The 19581-nt window shown below is 60.9% G+C and carries 15 protein-coding genes and 1 pseudogene; 3 read left to right on the top strand and 13 right to left on the bottom strand.

Annotated elements, in window-relative coordinates; all coding sequences use genetic code 11:
- Window positions 1-96: 96 nt before the first annotated feature.
- Window positions 97-1008 carry a LysR family transcriptional regulator gene (locus HUK72_RS23755; RefSeq protein WP_176599030.1) on the top strand — a complete coding sequence of 304 codons (912 nt, stop codon included), beginning with the start codon at window positions 97-99 and terminating at the stop codon, window positions 1006-1008.
- A 671-nt stretch (window positions 1009-1679) separates the two neighbouring features.
- Here HUK72_RS23755 and HUK72_RS23750 read toward each other — a convergent pair.
- A pseudogene (locus HUK72_RS23750) lies at window positions 1680-1835 on the bottom strand (transcriptional regulator); the annotation flags it as partial.
- Window positions 1836-2034: 199 nt separating this feature from the next.
- Between HUK72_RS23750 and HUK72_RS23745 the strand changes: the two are divergent.
- Window positions 2035-3066, top strand: coding sequence for an IS110 family transposase (locus HUK72_RS23745; RefSeq protein ID WP_176598517.1), 1032 nt, complete (start codon window positions 2035-2037; stop codon window positions 3064-3066).
- A gap of 282 nt (window positions 3067-3348) precedes the next feature.
- Here the strand turns inward: HUK72_RS23745 and HUK72_RS23740 are convergent, their stop codons facing one another.
- The 11 genes from HUK72_RS23740 to HUK72_RS23690 all read right to left on the bottom strand — a co-directional run bounded on the left by HUK72_RS23740 (window position 3349) and on the right by HUK72_RS23690 (window position 15092).
- Window positions 3349-4149, bottom strand: a complete 801-nt coding sequence (locus HUK72_RS23740) for an SDR family NAD(P)-dependent oxidoreductase (RefSeq protein WP_369806081.1) — start codon at window positions 4147-4149, stop codon at window positions 3349-3351.
- Window positions 4146-5189, bottom strand: a complete 1044-nt coding sequence (locus HUK72_RS23735; RefSeq protein WP_176599029.1) for an SMP-30/gluconolactonase/LRE family protein — start codon at window positions 5187-5189, stop codon at window positions 4146-4148. The genes HUK72_RS23740 and HUK72_RS23735 overlap by 4 nt, the downstream gene beginning before the upstream one ends.
- 78 nt (window positions 5190-5267) lie before the next feature.
- Window positions 5268-6194: a 3-keto-5-aminohexanoate cleavage protein gene (locus tag HUK72_RS23730; RefSeq protein ID WP_176599028.1), complete on the bottom strand. Its 927-nt coding sequence runs from the start codon at window positions 6192-6194 to the stop codon at window positions 5268-5270.
- Window positions 6194-6343, bottom strand: coding sequence for a hypothetical protein (locus tag HUK72_RS23725; RefSeq protein WP_176599027.1), 150 nt, complete (start codon window positions 6341-6343; stop codon window positions 6194-6196). The genes HUK72_RS23730 and HUK72_RS23725 overlap by 1 nt, the downstream gene beginning before the upstream one ends.
- 112 nt (window positions 6344-6455) lie before the next feature.
- Window positions 6456-8738, bottom strand: coding sequence for a TonB-dependent receptor (locus HUK72_RS23720; protein WP_176599026.1), 2283 nt, complete (start codon window positions 8736-8738; stop codon window positions 6456-6458).
- A 357-nt stretch (window positions 8739-9095) separates the two neighbouring features.
- Window positions 9096-9563, bottom strand: a complete 468-nt coding sequence (locus HUK72_RS23715; RefSeq protein ID WP_176599025.1) for an SRPBCC family protein — start codon at window positions 9561-9563, stop codon at window positions 9096-9098.
- A gap of 118 nt (window positions 9564-9681) precedes the next feature.
- Window positions 9682-10920, bottom strand: a complete 1239-nt coding sequence (locus HUK72_RS23710) for an LVIVD repeat-containing protein (RefSeq protein WP_176599024.1) — start codon at window positions 10918-10920, stop codon at window positions 9682-9684.
- A gap of 169 nt (window positions 10921-11089) precedes the next feature.
- Window positions 11090-11995: a LysR family transcriptional regulator gene (locus HUK72_RS23705; protein WP_176599023.1), complete on the bottom strand. Its 906-nt coding sequence runs from the start codon at window positions 11993-11995 to the stop codon at window positions 11090-11092.
- 351 nt (window positions 11996-12346) lie between these two features.
- Window positions 12347-13369 carry a 4-hydroxy-2-oxovalerate aldolase gene (dmpG, locus tag HUK72_RS23700; protein WP_176599022.1) on the bottom strand — a complete coding sequence of 341 codons (1023 nt, stop codon included), beginning with the start codon at window positions 13367-13369 and terminating at the stop codon, window positions 12347-12349.
- A complete protein-coding gene (locus tag HUK72_RS23695; protein ID WP_176599021.1) occupies window positions 13366-14310 on the bottom strand; it encodes an acetaldehyde dehydrogenase (acetylating) in 945 nt (314 codons plus the stop codon). Before HUK72_RS23695 ends, dmpG begins: the two co-directional genes overlap by 4 nt.
- Window positions 14307-15092 carry a 2-keto-4-pentenoate hydratase gene (locus HUK72_RS23690; protein WP_176599020.1) on the bottom strand — a complete coding sequence of 262 codons (786 nt, stop codon included), beginning with the start codon at window positions 15090-15092 and terminating at the stop codon, window positions 14307-14309. Before HUK72_RS23690 ends, HUK72_RS23695 begins: the two co-directional genes overlap by 4 nt.
- A 79-nt stretch (window positions 15093-15171) precedes the next feature.
- On the opposite strand from HUK72_RS23690, the gene HUK72_RS23685 reads away from it, so the two are divergent.
- On the top strand, window positions 15172-15948 hold the full coding sequence (locus HUK72_RS23685) for an IclR family transcriptional regulator (protein ID WP_176599019.1): 777 nt from the start codon (window positions 15172-15174) through the stop codon (window positions 15946-15948).
- A gap of 82 nt (window positions 15949-16030) precedes the next feature.
- Here HUK72_RS23685 and HUK72_RS23680 read toward each other — a convergent pair whose 3' ends face one another.
- Entirely contained in the window at window positions 16031-19531 is a 3501-nt protein-coding gene (locus tag HUK72_RS23680) for an indolepyruvate ferredoxin oxidoreductase family protein (protein WP_255325978.1), read from the bottom strand.
- Window positions 19532-19581 lie beyond the last annotated feature (50 nt).

The raw sequence follows: 19581 nt of genomic DNA, 5'->3' as shown, positions 1-19581 counted from the left end.
TTTGCGGTCATGGGCCGTTGTTCCGACGCGCAGGATATGCCAAATCGTGAATGCTGCAATTAATCTGATCTTTATGTTGAATTAAGGTACGACCTAATGATCTCGACCGACGATCTGACCTTCTTCCACATGATCGCAAGCTCCCCCTCACTGGCCGAGGCCGCGCGCAGGCTCAATGTGACGCCGCCCGCCGTCACCCAGCGCCTGCGCGCGCTGGAGGCAAAGGTCGGCGTCAAGCTCATCGACCGCACCTCGCGCGGCCTCAGCCTCACGGATGAAGGCGAACTCGTCGCCTCGGAAGGGGCCACGATCATCGGAGCGATCGACGACCTCTCCGAGCGATTGGCCAGCCGGACCAGCCAGGCACGCGGCCATTTGCGCGTTGCCGCGCCCTATGGTTTCGGCCGACGCCACGTCGCGCCGATCGTGCAGCAATTCGCCGTGGATCACCCCGCAGCTTCGGCCACGCTGGAACTGTCGGACAGCCCGATCCGGCAGATGTCGGAAAGCTGGGACATCATCGTCCATATCGGCGCCCTGCCGGAAAGCGACCGGCTGGTCACGACGCTTGCCCCCAATCGGCGCATCCTCTGCGCGGCTCCAGCCTATCTGGCGAGTGCCGGTCCGCTCGAAAATCCGATGGACCTTGCCGCGCATCGTTGCCTGGCACTTCGGGAGAATAATGAGGATGTCACGCTGTGGCGCTTCAGCCACGCCAGACATGGCAAGGTAACGGTCCGGATAAAGCCCAGCCTATCGAGCAATGACGGCGAAATCATTCGTGATTGGGCGCTGGCCGGGCTGGGCGTGATCGTGCGGAGCGAATGGGATGTGGCCGAAGACCTCGCCGCTGGACGACTGACGGAAGTCCTGCCGCATTGGTCGCTGTCTGCCGCTGACGTTGTGGCTCTTCTTCACGCTCGGCAAGGGCGAAGTGGCCGGACGAATGCCTTCCTACAGTCACTGAGAGATAGGCTGTCGCCGACTCCCTGGCGTTGCAAGGCATAGCATTTCCAAGGCTCCGCTCCCTGATCCTGTTCTTGGGAGCCACAGGCTGATTTCGATGCTCGAACATTTGCCGGTAAGGTCTGAGCGGAAGGTCCGCTGCCGGCGAACGATTTTGGCCCGCTGAGCGACAACAAAGGGTCGAGGCAGGAATCCTCCCGCCCCTTCTGGCATGCCTCTATGTAAGTCTTCTATCTGCATTTGTCCGTCGCAGAGGACACTTTTCAGTTCCGACTAGGATGGCTTGATCAGACGGACCTCTCCGAGGCTTTGCAGGCGACCTCCTTCCCCGCGCGGACAAGGATGCCTACCAGGATCGACGTGCCGCCGCTCCCAATCTGCCCTTTGTTCGCATCGGTCAGATTGATCGGTAAAGCGCGATTGTTCTGATCGATCGCGAGTATGTAGATACCCTTGGAACCGAGGTTTCGTGGACAAAGCTTGACTGGGTGACGCGGGCTTGATTCAAGGCTGCTATTTGGAGGGAGCGTTGGGCGAGCGGATTGGTCTTTCGGAGGAAGAATGGGATTTGATCGGGCCGCTGCTGCGCTGCCGTCCCGCCCGACCTCCTCGACCATGTCTCGCCGCTGTGATGGCAGCACATCAACCTGACCGGCGAATATCGCTGGCCAAAATCCTTAGCGTAGGATTTCGCCCCCTCCCGCAAACGCCCCCTTACCCTGGGCCACAAGCGCGATGCACTCGACCTGGCGCGGACTGAGGGGAACGAAAACCATTGCCCTTATTTCTTCGCCGAGCAGTTCGCGCGCCCGGTCATAGGCGACCGAACCCAGCAACCGGGCGGTGAGAATTTCCGCCGCATCCAGCGGCTGGTTCAGCATAGCGCCGGCGCAGCAGATGACAGCGAACGGTCAAGCTCATGGTTCCTCGCGAGCTTGCCCCCCGCCAGTCTCACAACCCCAATTACACCACTTAGCGTAATCGCCACGCCCCATATCTCAACAACTGATGCAGAATGGGACTTCCGCTTCGACACTTTATGCCGAAGCTTTGAACAAGGAGGATGCAATGGCGGTGTTTGCAGCTCTGGATGTGTCGCAGGATCAGACGGCGATTTGCATGGTGGACCAGGACGGCGCGATGCTGGCGGAGGCCAAGGTGCCGACCTGCCCGGAGGCGATTGCCAATTGGCTCGCGGAGCGATCAGATGGCCTTGAGCGGGTCGGCATGGAAACTGGCCCTCTGGCTGTCTGGCTTTGGAACGAATTGGTGGCGCGAGAGGTGCCGATCATCTGTCTGGACGCGCGCCATGCCAACGGTGTGTTGAAAATGATGCCCAACAAGACCGATCGTCATGATGCCCGTGGTCTGGCCCAGATCGTACGGACCGGCTGGTTCAAGGCTGTGCAGATCAAGAGCCACGACGCCTACGTCAATCGGGCGATGCTGACAGCCCGGGAAGCGTTCGTCGGAATGCGGGTTCGGCTGGAGAACGAGGTCCGGGGGCTTTTGAAGACCTTTGGTGTTATGTTTGGCAAGCGTGTCGGTGGATTCAAGCGTCGGGCCGACGAAATCATCGCCAAGGAACTGCTGGTTGCCCCAGAACTCATCCCGATTTTTAAAACGCTGATACAGGCTCGCCGCGACATTCTGTCTCACATAGCAACACTCGACAAGCGGATCAGGGCGATCGCCAAGCGGCATGCGACGGTCAGATTGTTAATGACCGCCCCCGGTGTAGGACCGATCACAGCGATGTCCGTAGTAGCAGCCTTCGATGATGCCGCCCGGTTCCGACGGTCGTCCGGCGCCGGTGCCTACCTCGGGCTGACGCCAAGGCGCTACGAGTCTGGCGAGATTAGCCGGAACGGTCGCATCTCGAAACGCGGGGATGGGTTCACGCGGAAATGCCTGTTCGAGGCGGCGAATGCGATCGTCTGTCGGGACCTTGGTGGCCCACGCTTACGCAGCTGGGCCAAAGCTATCGCCGAAAGAACAGGACCCCGGAAAGCCAAGGTGGCTCTGGCGCGGAAACTTGCTGTAACATTGCATGCGATGTGGCGCACTAACACGCCCTTCCGGGAGCCGGCGATGGCATAGATCTCGCAACTGAAACGACACTGATCATCAGCACAACGGAATGCGTCCAGCCGGGACGCGCGGCGAGGGTGAGATCGCTCCCAGGTTAGCGGCAATGACCGCGCACACCACTTCGATCCACCCGACCTGGAACGCAAACGTGCGGCACCCGACGCGGTGACCCCGGAGAGAACCCAAGAGCCCGGCACGCAGGATGGATCGCTGAGAGATCAGCACTTGACCAAGGCGATTAGAGAACATCGACAGACGTGATTTGCCCGATCGTGTCCATGACCGGCGAACTTAAGCGGTCTCGACATCACCGGGTCCGCCATAAGCCAGCCACCCGCCATCGACCGGTAGCAATACGCCTGTGAGAAAGCGGCTCCAGTCCGACAACAGAAAGGCGGCCGCTGCGCCGACTTCCTCTACCTCGCCGAGCCGTCCCATCGGTGTTCGTCGCTCAAGTCGGCCGAGATCGACCTTGCCCTCTGCTCTCAGCCGATCAATCATGGGCGTGCGGATATAGGTAGGGGCGAGCGAATTGACGCGCACGCCCGCGCCTGCCCATTCGCAGGCAAGCGTTCGCGTCAATTGTGCGATCGCGGCCTTGGCCGGGCCATAGGCATGTCGCCTGGGTATGCCAGTCACGCCATTGACCGAAGATATGGTGACGATCGATCCAGACCCTTGCCTCAGCATGATCCTGCCGGCCGCCCGGCAAACAAGGAAAGTGCCGCGCAGGTTGATATCGGTTACGCGCTGCCAGTCGGCTATATCGACTTCCAGCGCCGGCGCGACGACATCGCTGACGCCCGCGCTGTTGAACACACCGTCGATACCGCCAAGGAGGGCGTTGGCACTGGCCATCAGTGCTTCACAGGCCGCCTCATCCACCACATCGACCTGTTGGCAACGGGCTGGCGCCAATGCAGGCCACGCCTGGATCAGCGCCGAATGATCGCGATCAGACAAGACGAGTTCCGCGCCCAGCCTTTGGAACAGTTGCGCCGCACCCAGACCAATGCCGCTGGCCGCACCAGTGACCACAATCCGCTTGCCAGAGAGCCATTCCGGCGACAACTGCGTTTCTTCCATCATCACGCGTTCCAATGGGCCATGGGCAGGCCCGCGACCGGGCTGGTGAAGACAGGAATCCTGTTCGCGCGCAGGCCGCCGAGATACACCTGATCCAAATTGGGCCCACCGAATGTCACCGATGCCAGCCACGGACACAGCTTGCCGCCGGTCTTCATCAGCACATCGAAGGGCGGCGCATCGCCCCCGGCGACCGCGGCCTCCATCTCTGCGAGACCCTCGGGGTTGCCGTCCTCCAGCAGAGTGAGCACATCTCCCTGCGGCGTGATCGCGATCAACCGATCGGCAAAGATCATGGTGGCCCAGAGATTTCCATAGGCATCGAAAGTGATGCCGTCGATAAAGCCGGGCCCAAGATTGTCGGGACCATAGGTTTCCCGTCCCGACAATGATCCATCCGCCCCGACCCGTAGCCGGGTTACGCGGCGACGCGCGGTTTCCGCCACATAGAGCCATTCCTCCTGCTCGTCGAACCGGATCTCGTTGGTAAAGGCGAAACCGTCGGCGACGATCCTGAAGCCGTGCTCGTCCATCAGCGCGATGTAGCCGTCCGCGAGATCGGGACGGAGCGCATCGTTCCAGGGATTGGTTCGGGTGGAAATGGTCAGCCAGATGCGGCCGCGGCTGTCGCTCAGGACGAAATTGACCTTGCCCATCGGCTGGCCGTCGATGCTGTCGCAAAGCACCCGCGTCCTGCCCTCGCGGGTCATGCGTTCGAGCCGGTCGGTGCCGAAATTGGCGATCAATATGTCGCCATTGGGCGCAAACGCGAGGCCGTTGGGCAAAGTGCCGCCGAGCAAGCTTGCAGCGGCGTCGGCCTGCAAATCGAAATGCCCGTCAACCGACTGAAGGATCAACTCCTGGCCATTTCCGGGCACAATCTTCATGACCCCACCGCGAGCGTCCGCTGCCCACAATGTGCCGTCGCGTTCGGCAAGAATGCATTCCGGGCGCTGAAGATCGTGACCGACAAAGCGGGCCTGTTCCGGATCGAACTGCCACCCATGAAGGGGGTTAGCCCCCTTACCCGTTCGTATAAGCGTCATGCGATCTTCCTAGTATCCAAGGGGAAGGGCCGATCACGAAAGAGGTTTTGCCACCTTATTCGTCGCTCTCTCAACCACTCAGTAGGCGACCCGGTCGCCGCCCTTCAGCGCCAAAATCTCCCGCGCTTCGGCGGGGCTGGCCGGCTCATGCCCCATTTCGCGCAGGATACGCACGATCTTGCCCACCTGCTCGGCGTTGGAGACCGCGAGCTTGCCACGCTCGATGAACAGGCTGTCTTCCAGGCCCACGCGCACATGGCCGCCCATCAGCGCAGCCTGAGTGAGGAAAGGCATCTGGTGCCGGCCCGCCGCCAAGACCGACCATTGAAAGGTGTCGCGGCCGAAGAGCCGGTCCGCAGTCTGCTTCATGAACATGAGATTATCGAGATCGGGTCCGATGCCGCCCAGGATGCCGAATATCATCTGCACGAAAAAGCTGGGCTTGATCAGGCCCCGATCGAGAAAATGGGCAAGGTTGTAAAGATGCCCGACGTCATAGCATTCATGCTCAAACCGGGTTCCGGCATCGCTCATCGTCTCCAGGATATAGGCCATGTCGCGGAAGGTGTTGCGGAAGATGTAATCGTCTGAATTAACGACATAATCCTTTTCCCAAGGATATTTCCATTCGCTGATCCGCTTTGCGGCGGGGAAAAAGGCGAAATTCAGCGAGCCCATGTTGAGCGAGCACATTTCCGGCTGGAATTTGGCAGCGGCGGCAAGGCGCTCCTTCACGCTCATCGTCGCTGCCCCGCCGGTGGTGATGTTCACAACGGCATCGGTGGCCTGCTTGATGACGGGCAGAAAGCGCTGGTATATGTCGGGATCACCGGTCGGACGGCCATCCTCCGGCACGCGGGCGTGCAGGTGAAGAATGGCGGCGCCGGCTTCTGCGGCCTCGATCGCCTGCGCGGCAATCTCCTCCGGCGTTATGGGCAAGGCATCGGACATCGTTGGCGTGTGCGCCGAACCGGTAACAGCGCAGGATATAACCACTTTTGCCATCAGTGGTGTCCCATCGCGGCTTTGGCTGGCGCTTGCTCGCGCGCGACACGGCCAAGCGACCGTCCCGGCTCGCCATCCTTGAAGAAGCGCGCCATTTGGGGCGCGTTCTCAATGTCGCGCACAAGTGTTTCGATGCCTGCTATCGTCATGTAACTCCCCCGCCCATCGGGCCTGGATGCCATTGCCTCATGCGTCCAATCCTCCTCCCGACCATCCAACCAGAATATGGTGGTCGGGAGGAGGATCGGACTGGCCCCGCTCTCAGAAGTGGAACGTTGCTTCAACGCCATAAGTTGCCGGTTCGCCAACGGCGGGTTCCGTGAAACCATAGTTAGTGAAATCGACGATATCGCGATAATATTTCTTATTGAAAATATTCTTGCCCCACAGCGCCACCTGCCACGTCTTCGCCTGCGATCCGATCGCGATCCTGGCATTTGACAGCCAATATCCGGGCTGCTCGAACCGTGGGTCATTATTCGGGTAGAAGAACACCTTCGTGCGATAGGAAGCGTCAAAGCTTCCGAACAGGGCAAGATTTGATGAAATTGGCGTGCTTGCGTCAAGACCAAGGGATGCGGTCAGTTTCGGCGCACGGGCCAGCGTATTGCCGGTATAGTCATTTGCCGCCGACTCCGACTGATAATCGGTGAACTTGGCGCTGAGCAGGCCCAAGGAACCTCTGAACCTGATGTTCTTCGTGATGGCCAGAGCCGAACTTCCTTCCAGACCATAAACCCTTGCGGTAGCAGCATTATCAAGCAACTGCTTGGGGATGCCCCCACCGGCGGGCTGCAACAGCGAATAAACCTGAAGATCCTTATAGTCATAATAGAAGCCCGACACGTTCAGTGTCAGCCGATGATCCGGCGTCTGATATTTCACGCCCGCCTCGTAGCTCGTGATCGTTTCCGGCGTAAACGTGGTCACCTCTGCGGGGTCGAACACGACTCCGCCGTTGACGCCGCCGCTCTTGAAGCCGCGAGAAACCGAGGCGTAGACCATCGCGTCGGGCGTGATCTGATAATTCGCTATGATGTCTCCGCTGACGTTGCCGTTCGATATCTTTCCAGCGACGTCCACAACGGGAACCGAAAAAGTCGGCTCTACGAGGGCTATGTTCTCGCTATAGGTCTTGCGCTCATAGGTATAGCGCAGGCCAGCCGTAAGCTTCAGCTTGTCCGTTATGGCATAATCGGCTCGTCCGAATGCGGCATATGCCCAATTTTTCTGGTGAAAGAAGTGATCGGCGAACAGGATGCCGAACGATGGGTCAAATCCGAAACTCGGCCGGAGCGCCCGGAGGCTGTCATACTGATTGTTGTAATCCACATTCTCGAAAAAATAATACGCCCCGATGATCCAGTTCAGTCTATCACCCCCGGGAGATGCAAGCCGCAGCTCCTGGGTGACCTGATAACTGGTTTGATCGTAAGTGAATTCAAGGCTTTCGTTGGGTGAGCTGTCCGTATCCTCGACACGGGTGAGATGGACCCTGTTATAGGCCGTGATGCTGCTCAGCTTTGCCCAATCGAAATCCTTGTCGATCGACAGGGAGCCGCCATAATTTTCGATAACCTCCCGCCCGACGCGATTGATGGCATTCGAGCGCAGGTCAGGCGTGTCTCTATAGCCCAGCACGTCATAACATGCATAAGCGCGCTGCGCCTCCAGCGAACAGGTTTGTCCGGTCGCAGTCAATGTTCCGCGCGACTTGAAGGTTGCGGTATGCGGGTTCGATCTACCGCCGTGCACGTTCAGGACGAAACGCCAGTCGCTGGACGGCTCCCACTTCAATATACCGCGCCCGGCCCAGGTCCTGATGTCGTTTCCGGTGCTTTTACCCGTCAGTCGATTGACCATATAGCCATCCCGACGCTCCGCCGTGAACGCCACGCGGCCCGTCAGGGCGTCACCCGCCAAAGGCCCCGACAGCGCCGCTTCAACAAAGGCGTCGCCGAGATTGCCTCCGCGAACCGTAATATCGCCCGAGAGGCGATCGGTCGGCATTTTGGAGAAATATTTTATCGCGCCGGCAGTCGTATTTCGCCCGTAAAGCGTCCCCTGTGGCCCGCTCAATACCTCAACCCGCTGAATGTCGAAGAGGTTGAATGCGATCGCATTTGTCGAAGCGATGTAGACATCGTCAACATAGACGCCGACCGGACTGGCGGCATTCGGATTGAAGTCCGCTGTGCCGACACCGCGGATGAAAATGCGGGGGTTGGTATTGCTGTATGTCGACGAAATTGTGACGTTCGGCACGACCTGGGAAATCTCGTTGCTTCTGGTAATGCCCGAGCTGGTCAGCGACTCGCCGCCTATCACACTGATGGTTGCCGCCACTTTCTGGACGTTTTCTGAGCGTCGGTTGGCAGTGACAATGATTTCACCGAGTTCCGCAGGAGCGGGCTGGGCCGCTTTTTGCGGCACTCCAGCTTCCGTGGACGAAGTCGACGCGACTGATGTCTGAGCCGAGGCAGCGGCAGGCAAAACGATGGGCACGACGAGCGCAGCAGCCGATGCAAGAAACCGTGATTGCATATTCCCCCTCCAAAATAACTGTTCCCGACCCCCAGCGGCTTTCCGGGAGGGGTCTTTTGTTGTGGCCTGAATTCTACCCAGCCCTCGCCATTTTATCGAGCAGCGATCCTAGATGTTATCTATCTGATATCGAGATTGTTCAGGCCGATGGCGGCCGTGCCGGACCTGATCCCGGAAGCGCCCCTTTCGGATGCCGGGCCTGCAAATAGATTGATCCGACATCATTCTCCACGCCCTGGCGGGTCGGAGTTCGCTGGCCTCGGTCGCTGTGACGGGTTGGGCGCGTCACCGGGGTAGCTGAAGCGCGGATCGACTACCGCCGATACGCGCTAGTCCTGTGGCAACGCCCGTCTTATCTCACGAATCGGCGCCGCCATAGCGTTGCTCTACAGTAGCCTTGAGCCGGGCATTCCAGAGCTGGAGAAAAACGCCTAACTCTTTCGTGACCTGAGCAGGATCTTCCGCGCCAAATATCGATTCCGAGTTCGTCAGCCTGGTCCCGGTGCCGCTCGGCTCGAAGTCCCACACATGTGTGCCGGTAAGGCCGCCGGCGTCACCCGTCCAGGCCAACCGCCGGCCGGGCTCGACTTCAGCGATCTTCGAGGGAATATCGATCTCCGAAACACTCATATCCACCCCGGCGACACTCCAGTGAATGATGGAACCGGAAGCCAGAGGGCCGTCCAGTCGCGCCGCGGTTATCGGCTCCATCCAGTCGACCCAACCGGCGACATCGATGAAGACCGCCCACACCTGATCCGGCGAAGCGTTGATTTCGAGTTCATGAATACACAGAACCGGTGCATCGCGATCAACAGAAACCATGACTTTACCTCACCTCGGGTTTGGAACATTCGGGAAATGCTGGGCGCGCCAACAGCGGCGTCACCTCAATTCTGCACCAATACGGAAAAAGTGGCAACGCTTGCCGAGCATTACTGGATCAAGTTGTACGCGGAGTCCGAGTTTCAGAAAGACGAAGTATGTACAGACCCTGATTCTTGTCGCTGATGAATATATATCCGCGCGAGTCGACCAGCACGTCTTCGGTTTGGGTAATCAAACCCGTAGTCGGCCAGGGACCGCGCCGATCCGTTGGGTCTGGCGGCATGAAATAGGCAATTTCCTTGGGCAGACGTTCATCGGAGACATCATATACCCGCAGCCCGGCGTTGAAATATGTCAGGAAGCAGATATTTTCATCATTCAGGAGGACATCCTGATATTGCCACTGGTGCTGGTTATGCGGCCCGAACCTGGCGCCTCGCTCGACGAAGTTTTTATAGGGAGCACCCGGGGGCGGCTCCGGCAGAGGGAACAGGGAGATCAGGCGGGGTTTTGTCTCATCGCTGACATCTACGATGCCGGCATAGCCCAGCGATCCGGCTCCATTCTCCAGAATCGCCTCGGAATTGACGATCACCAAAGGCCGGTCCTGCAACGGAAGAGCCGTATGAACGGCAATATAATGCTCGAACGGCGGCGAGAAAGGAAGATCGCTCACCAGCTTCGGCGCTTTCTTGTCCGATATGTCCAGAATGACAAAGCCGCCCGCGCTATAGGGCAAATAGGCGCGATCGCCCTTTACATAAGCCCCGCCATGCAGAAGCGTTCCTGCCGAAACGCCCCCTTCCCCACCGGCAAGCCACTGCCCTTCGCGCCACCAGCGGGAGATTTCCGTGGGATTTGCAGGATCGGAAATGTCGACGATCTGCAAGATGTGACCATCATACCCATCGGGCAGGCCCGTTGCGTAGACATATTGGCCACCGTCATAATAATTGCGATGCGTTCCCGATCCGCCCGTCTTGAAAACGCCCAATTGTTGAGGATTTTCGGGATCCTCCAAATCCCAAATCGCAAAGCCCTCATGCTCCCATGGCCCCTCATGGCCGCCGAGAAAATCCGGGATTGCCTCCATCGCGGTGATCATCTTGCCGTCCGCGATCTGAATCTGGAACGTCATCGTATCCGCTGGACCGGGAACATGCTTGATATAGCGATGCGAATGGGGATCGGTGATGTCCAGGATCACGAAGCCCGGCTCCCAGAGCAAGGCAGTATATAGGTACCAGCGTTCCCCGACCCGGTGGATCGCCATCTTAAAGCCAGCTTTTCCATCAAGATCGGCATATCCGATCTGATCAATATTCCAGCTGATTGCCTCTGTCTGTGGGAACATGCATCTCTCCTGAGCCACCCGACCGGCTGCACATCGGCGCGGCGTTGGCGTGCTTAAGGATTTATCGGCCAACCTTGCCTTTATCGAGTGCCTGCCCGGCAACAGACTCATCTCATCTCAAGATAAAACTGCGCCGGTCCGCTGGACCGCGACGACGTGGCACGCGGCATCAAAACATCACACCGATGCTTTTGAGATTTTCGATTTCCTCCATGAGAATCTCGTAGACGCACGTGACGGCGTTGCTCGGAGTGGGTGTGACGCGCCGGGCGATATAGCGTGTAAGCGTAAGATCGCTGAGCACGGTTGCGTGCCAGGCCGGGTCACGCCTTTCCTCCAGCACCGCGGTTTCCGGCAGGAGCAGCGATCCGTAGCCCAGCGTCGAAAGCGATTTCATCAGGGAAAGCGAGTCCGCTTCTACGCTTACGTTAAGGGTGATGCCGCTCTTCTTGGCCAAAGTTTCGATGTGACAGCGCTCCCGCTGCGGAAGATGAGACAAAATGAGCGGCACGCCCAGCGCCTGCTGCGTGCTACATGTTCCATGAGGCAGCGGATGCATGTCGGCTGGCGCCACGAGGTAAAATTTCTCCCGTGCGAGCGGCTGAACATCTATTCCGGGGATCGGATCGGGAAAGGTGATGATGGCCAGGTCGAGCCGACCTTTCACCAGCAGTTCCTGGAGTTCGGCAGTCATGGACTGCACCGGATCGATGTGCACGCCCGGATACAACTCCCGCGTTTTCTTGAACAAGAGCGGAAAGAGGATATTTCCGTCTGACGGATGGGTTCCGAAGTTGACGGTTCCGACCACCTCGTCGGCGGCATCCCGAACGAGCGAACGGAGCGCTTCGGCGTCGAGAAGGAGTTGAGTTGCAGCATCCAGCAGGCGCGTTCCGGCTCTCGTCAAACGGACGCGCCGGCCGTCTCGCGCAAACAGTGCCACACCCAGATCTTCCTGTAATCTGGAGATTTGTCGGCTGAGAGCCGACTGAACGATATTCAGCCGGCTGGCAGCATCCGTGAAGCTGCGCAATTCGGCGACCGAGACGAAATAACGAAGTTGCCTCAGATCCATCCCATAGCCTGCCGGGTCGATCTAGACCCGCCTTCCACAGCAATTCCCCATCCCTCGAAGCGTTCTGGTTTGATACCGTTGCCGGTCCCCTAGAATGCTTCTCGCCAACCACAGCCGCGGCCTCCGTTGGCGCTGCCTCGATTGTTAGCAGTTCGGCGGGAGACGAACAATGATCTGTCACCTAGCGCCCCTGCCGGCAACCGCCGCTTATATGTTGGCCTTGGTCACAGGCTGTCCGGTCTGTCGATCTTTCAGCGGCTGGCGCTGTTGCGGACATCCGCCACTACATCATCGCACAAAAAAGCCCTGACCAGATCGGATCAGGGCTCTTCTGCGCACTATAACGCTCGCCTAAGCCTTCAGCATGTCGAGAGCGACATCGACGATCATGTCTTCCTGACCGCCGACCATCTTGCGTCGGCCCAGTTCGACAAGGATCGCACGGGTATCAAGGCCATAATCATCCGCCGCCTTTTCCGCATGGCGAAGGAAGGAGGAATAGACACCGGCATAACCGAGCGCCAGCGTCTCACGGTCAACGCGCACCGGCCTGTCCTGAAGCGGACGGACGAGATCCTCGGCCACATCCATCAGCTTCATCACATCGCAACCGTGGTTCCAGCCCTTGCGATCGACCGCGGCGATGAACACTTCGAGCGGCGCATTCCCCGCGCCAGCGCCCATACCGGCCAGACTGGCGTCGATCCGCACCGCGCCTTCCTGCGCCGCAACGATCGAATTGGCGACGCCCAGCCCCAGATTGTGGTGCGCGTGCATGCCGCGTTGCGTTTCGGGCTTCAGCACACGATCATAGGCCTGAAAACGCGCGCGGACGCCATCCATGTCGAGCGCTCCGCCACTGTCGGTCACATAGACGCAATGTGCGCCGTAGCTTTCCATCAGCAATGCCTGCTGCGCCAGCGCCTCGGGCTCGATCATGTGGCTCATCATCAGGAAACCCGACACATCCATGCCGAGATCGCGAGCGATGCCGATATGCTGCTTCGACACGTCGGCCTCGGTGCAGTGGGTGGCGACGCGGACCGAGCGAACCCCGAGATCATAGGCGCGGCGCAACTCCTCGACCGTCCCGAGGCCGGGAAGGATCAGCGTCGTCAGCACCGATTTGTTCAGCACCTCCGCCACCGCTTCCAGCCATTCCCAGTCGGTATGCGCGCCGAACCCATAGTTGAAGCTCGTTCCGGACAGGCCGTCGCCGTGCGCAACCTCGATGGCATCTACACCTGCCTCGTCGAGCGCCCTGGCGATCGCGGCGACATGATCGAGGCCATACATGTGCCGGATCGCGTGCATGCCGTCGCGCAGCGTCACGTCCTGGATGTAGAGTTTCTGCGTGTTGACGTCGAAGCTCATGCCGCGACCCTCCCCGCCTGAATGCGCTGGGCGAGCAGTTCTCCGGTCGCCTTGGCCGCGGCCGTCATGATGTCGAGATTGCCTGAATAGCTCGGCAGATAATCGCCGGCGCCTTCGACCTCGAGAAAGATCGAGGTCTTGATGCCGGTGAATTCGCCGCGCCCCGGAAGCTTGAGCTTGTTGTTGTCGCCATAGCGTTCGAACTGCACCTCCTGCTTGAGGCGGTAGCCCGGCACATAGGCCTGCACCTTGGCGACCATCGCCTTGACCGAGGCGCGGATGGCTTCCTCGTCGGCGCCTTCGGACAGGGTGAAGACCGTGTCGCGCATGATCATGGGGGGTTCGGCGGGATTGAGGATGATGATCGCCTTGCCCTTTTCCGCGCCGCCGACCTGTTCGATCGCGCGCGCGGTGGTGCGGGTGAACTCATCGATATTGGCGCGCGTGCCGGGACCGGCCGAGCGCGACGACACCGATGCGACGATCTCCGCATAATGAACCTTGGCGACCTGGCTCACCGCAGCCACCATCGGAATGGTCGCCTGACCGCCGCACGTCACCATGTTGACGTTGGTCGCGTCCAGATTCGCATCCATGTTGACCGGCGGGATGGTGAAGGGGCCGATTGCCGCCGGGGTCAGATCGACCACCAGCTTCCCGTCGGCGCGCAACGCTTCGTCATGCACCTTGTGGGCATAAGCGGACGTCGCGTCGAACACGACGCCGATCTCCGAATAGAAGGGAAGCTTCTTCAGCCCTTCGATCCCCTCATGCGTGGTCGCGATGCCACGTTCGCGTGCCATCGCCAGCCCCTCGGAAGACGCATCGATGCCGACTACCGCGACAAGTTCCATATTCTGGGGGTATTTGATCATCTTGATCATCAGGTCGGTGCCGATATTGCCCGATCCGATGATCGCCGCCTTGATTCTGTCGGTCATGATTCAGTTCCATAAGTGAGAGCGCAACTGCCGATGCCACCGATGTGGATCCGCACATGATCTCCCGGTGCGAGCGTGACCATCGGGCCAAGCGCGCCCGACAGCAGGACATCGCCCGCCCGCAGCGGCTCGCCGAGCTTCGCCAGCATCCGAGCGATCCAGTGCACCGAATTATAGGGGTGGCCGAGGCAGGCTGCGCCAGAGCCCACGGACGCGACGGAGCCGTTGACTTCCGTCACCATGCCGCAGCTGTAGAGATCGAGTTCGGCATGCGGGAGCGGATCGGTTCCAAGCACGAAAAAGGCCGAGGAGCCGTTGTCCGCCACGGTATCGGCGAAGGTGATCTGCCAATCCGCTATACGGCTATCGACGATCTCGATAGAGGGAACGGCCTTGTCGATGGCGGCGATGACCGTCTCCAGCGATGCGTCGGGATCCTCAAGATCGCGGCCCATGATGAAGGCAATTTCCGCCTCGGCCTTGGGGTGGATCACCTGCGCCGGATCGAGTACGCCTCCGTCAGGAATTTCCATGTCCGCGAACAAAGCGCCGAAATCGGGTTGATCGACACCAAGCTGGCGGCGGACCGAATCGGCCGTCAGGCCGATCTTGCGGCCGACCAGCCTTCGCCCCTGAGCCTCCCAATATTTGGTGTTTATGGCCTGCACGGCATAAGCGCCCTCGGCATCAAGAGGGTCGAGGAAATCCCGCAGGGGGGCGATTGGAGGGCCGTGATACGCATCGCGCAGCATCCGTGCCACGAGGTCAAGGTTTCTGTTCATAGGAAAATCACTATGCAGCACAGTGAGACAAGGGCAATCTCGCCTTGCCAAAACTTCCCACGATGCGGAATAAAGCTGCATGAGCGTTAGCCGGACATCGCCGCCCTTATCCCTCGACAAGTCCCTTGCCCTGCTCGTCCATGTTCTCGAGGGCGACTTTGCATCGATGTCAGCCTTGGCGTCCGCCGCGGGGCTACCTCTTTCAACGGCGCATCGGCTTTTGACGGGTCTTCAACAGGCGGGCTTCATCGTGCCCGTCAGCCGCGGTCGTTATATCAGCGGCCCGACGTTGCGGCGGCTGGCCCGCCCCGAGAACGAAACGAACAGGATCCTCGTGCAGATCGCTGCCCCGATCCTGGCAAAGCTATCGCGTCGCACCAGTCGCATCTGTCACCTGGGCGTGCTGGAAGATGGCATGATGACCTATCTCATCAAGGAGGGCGATGCCGAGGATCACGCCTTGTCGCGCCAAGGCATGCAACTGGAGGCATATTGCACCGGCTTGGGAAAAGCACTGCTTGCTCATATGCCCGAAACCCAGCGCAATGATTATCTTTCATCCGGGACTTTCGTCGCTCTCACGCCTCACACGCTGACAACGCCTGAGGCGCTTTCGGCGGAGTTCGATCGCATCCGACGATCCGGTTATGCACTGGACGAGCAGGAAATCTTGCCGGGTTTGGTGTGCATAGCCGTGCCAATCCAACTGGAAGGGCGCGTGATCGCGGCGATCTCGTTGGTCGTGACGCACAAGGGAGGCCCCGTGCGTCCCCAGGCCTATTTCGCCCGTCTACGCGCGGCGGCAATCGAGATCGAACTTAGGCTGCAACCCTTTTCCGCCATGTTGCAGCTATAGGCGAAGTTACACGACACGGCTGGGCCATAATCAATCGACGCCTTGGTCTCCCAAGTCACTTTGCGGCAAGCGCCGGCTCCGTTCAGGTTGCTGCGCTGCGACGGCCAGCCCCCGTGTCCCTATCCTGCACGTCCGACAACGCGGCTTCCGCCGCCGCCACATCACGGCGGTAGCGCTCGATCGCGCCCGCCTTGACCGGGCCGTAGCCGCGAACCTCGTCAACCATTGCGAGCAGGCGCACAAAAGCTGCGTGGTTTCCAAGCGCGAGAATCGAGAGCATGCGCTCGGCCAACGCTTCATATTCCTCGATCAGCGCGCGCTCGTCACGCCGCTCGCCGGTGCGGGCAAACGGATCGAGCCAAGTGCCGCGCAGACGCTTCATGCGCGCCAGCACGCGCATCGCCGTCAGCATCCAGCGCCCGAATTCGCGCTTGGCGGGGCGGCCGCCCACGCCGGGCCGCGTGAAGATCGGCGGCGCAAGGTTGAAACTGATCTTCGCGCCGTCCTGGAACGTGCGCGCGATCTCGGCATGCAGTTCTGGCCGAGTCAGCAGGCGCGCGACCTCATACTCGTCCTTGTAGGCGAGCAGCTTTGCGTAGCTGCGCGCGAAGGTGCGGGCGATGGCTTCCTCCCCCGGCCGGATCGCGTGCTCGGCCGCCGCGACGCGCGCGACGAAAGCGCGGTAGCGTTCGGCCAGCGCCCGATCCTGATAGGCCTCCAGATGGGTGGCACGATGCACCATGATTTCAGCCAGCGTCTGCGGCGGGGCCGCGGAATTGCTGCGGCTTGCGGCGATAAGCTCGGTCAGGCGGCTCGGATCGACCGCGTGGAGCCGGCCGAGCCGGAACGCCTTCAGATTGAAGTCGACCGCGACGCCGTTGAGGGCAATCGCTCGCTCGATCGCGGCGATGCCGAGCGGCAACAACCCCTGCTGCGCGGCGATGCCGAGCAGGAACAGGTTGGTTCCAATCCTGTCGCCGAGGAAGGCGAGCGCAAGCTCGGAACCCGGAACGAGCATAACGTTCCCCTCGCCCGCCGCACGTCTCAACCGGCCGAGCAGCAGCGTCGGGTCTGCTGTCGCATCGCGGTCGAACTGGAAGGCGACGGTGGGCTCGACGTCGGCGTTGGCGATCACCCGCGTGCGGCCCGCGCCGATCGTGTCGGCTGATTCGGGCGCCACCGCCGCGACCACATCGAACGCGAGGATCAGGTCGGCCTCGCCGCGCCCGACCCTTTGGGTGGCGATGGCCTTGGGATCGCTGCCGATGCGGACGTGGCTGTAGACCGCGCCATTCTTTTGACTGAGGCCGGTCATGTCAAACAGCGACATGGCCTTGCCTTCCAGATGCGCGGCCATGCCGATCAGTGCGCCGACAGTGACCACGCCGGTGCCGCCAATGCCCGCCACCATCAGATTGAAGTCCCGGCCGCGCCGCGCAACCTCGGGTTCCGGCAGGGTCTCCAGTATCGATTCGTCGATCGCCAGCGCGTCGGGCTTGCGCGGCTCCGCTCCGCGAACGGTGATGAAGGACGGGCAAAAGCCGTTGAGGCAGCTAAAATCCTTGTTGCAGCTCGACTGGTCGATCGCGCGCTTGCGACCGAATGGCGTCTCGACCGGCACCAGGCTGACGCAAGTCGACTGAACCGAGCAGTCGCCGCATCCCTCGCAAACCTCCCTGGAGATGAACAGGCGCTGCGCCGGATCGGGAAAAGTGCCGCGCTTGCGCCGGCGCCGTTTTTCCGCCGCGCAGGTCTGCTCGTAGATCAGCACGGTGCATCCGGGCGTTTCGCGCAGCTCGCGCTGAATGTCGTCCAGCCGATCGCGGTGGAGGATTTCGACATTCCGGGGGAAGCCGGCGTCGCCCTGATGGCGTGATGGCTCGTCGCTCGCGACGGCGATCCGCTCGACGCCTTCATCGCGCACCTGACGCGCGATCTGGGCCACCGAGATCGGTCCGTCCACGGGCTGGCCGCCCGTCATCGCGACCGCGTCGTTGTATAGGATCTTGTAGGTGATGTTGACCCTGGCGGCGACGGCGGCGCGGATGGCGAGCAGCCCCGAATGATAATAGGTGCCGTCGCCCATGTTCTGGAAAATGTGCGGCGTCTCGGTAAAGGGCGCCACCCCGAGCCAGTTGCCCCCCTCGCCGCCCATCTGGGTCGGCAACAGAGCCTGCTCCGGCCGCACGAAACTGACCATCGTGTGGCAGCCGATGCCAGTCATGCTGATGCTGCCGTCGGGCAACCGGGTAGACCGGTTGTGCGGACAGCCCGAGCAGAAATAAGGTGTGCGCCGGAGCGTGGGCGAGCCATTGTCGCTGCCTCCGGCCAACGCGTCGCGTGCCAGGCGCACAGCGTCATCCAGCCGACCGAGCCGCTCCAGCCGCCCGGCGATCGCGCGGGCGATGCTTACCGAATCGAGCGGATCGGTGGCCGAAAGGAGCGGCGCCTTGCTTTCGTCGCGCTTGCCGATCACCAGCGGGCGCTCGGCCTCGTTGATGAGGAGAGCGGCGATCTGTTCCTCCAGGAAGGGGCGCTTCTCCTCCACGACGAGCAGGGTTTCGTGCCCACGCGCGAAGGCGGCGAGGCCATCGGGTTCCAGCGGCCAGATACATCCGATCTTGTAGAGTGAGATGCCGGTGGCCGCAGCCGCATGGTCGTCCAGCCCAAGGAGCGCGAGCGCTGCGCGCGTGTCGCCATAGGCCTTGCCCGCTGTGACGATGCCGAGCCCGCGCGTTTCGGCGGCGATCATGGGACGGTCGATGCCATTTGCGCGCACGAACGCGTGCACCAGCGGCAGCCGCCGCTCCACCACCACGCGCTCCTCGCCCAACGGGTCGAATGCCCCCTGGCGGCTATGCACCGCCGCGATCTCATCCTCGCCTAGCGGCGGCAGCACCGGCGCGAAATCACCCAGCGCCAGATCGACGGTCGCGGTCTGTTCCGCGACATCGTTGACGCACTTCATGGCCACCCAACTGCCCGAATAGCGCGAGAGCGCGAAGCCGAGCAGGCCGAATTCGATTAGCTCGGAGACGTCGGCGGGGTAGAGCGAAGGGATGAGGCTCGCCGCCATCGCCTGCTCGCTATGATGGGCGACGGTGGACGATTTGCCGGCATGGTCATCGCCATAGAATAACAGCACGCCCCCATTGCGGTGCGCGCCGGCGAAATTGCCGTGTTTCAAGGCATCGCCCGAGCGGTCGACGCCCGGGCCTTTACTGTACCAGGCGGCGAATACGCCGTCGACCTTGGGGCCGGGCACCTGATCGAACTGTTGTGTGCCGCGAACCGCCGTCGCAGCGAGATCCTCATTCACGCCCGGCTGGAACATAATGCCAGCCGCCTTCAACCTGTCTCCGATCGACCAGAGCGTCGTATCAACATTGCCGAGCGGCGAGCCTCGATAGCCGGTGATGTAGCCAGCTATGCGAAGCCCCGCCCGACGATCGAGCGCCGCCTGTGCAAGCAAAACCCTTGCGATGGCCTGGTTGCCATTCAGGACAACCGGGCCGTTCTCGACCGTCCATTTGTCGTCCAGGCTGGCCGCTCGCAACTCGGCGGAGTCGATTGAACGCGTCAAAAGATCTCTCCCAATTTTTCCGAGATAGCATAGTCGAGGCGCCCGCCCCA

It is taken from the genome of Sphingobium sp. 15-1, from assembly GCF_013375535.1.
In the GTDB taxonomy this organism is placed as follows: domain Bacteria; phylum Pseudomonadota; class Alphaproteobacteria; order Sphingomonadales; family Sphingomonadaceae; genus Sphingobium; species Sphingobium aromaticivastans.
The sequence above is the reverse complement of the archived record's forward strand: the minus strand, read 5'-3'. Positions and strand labels throughout refer to the sequence as shown.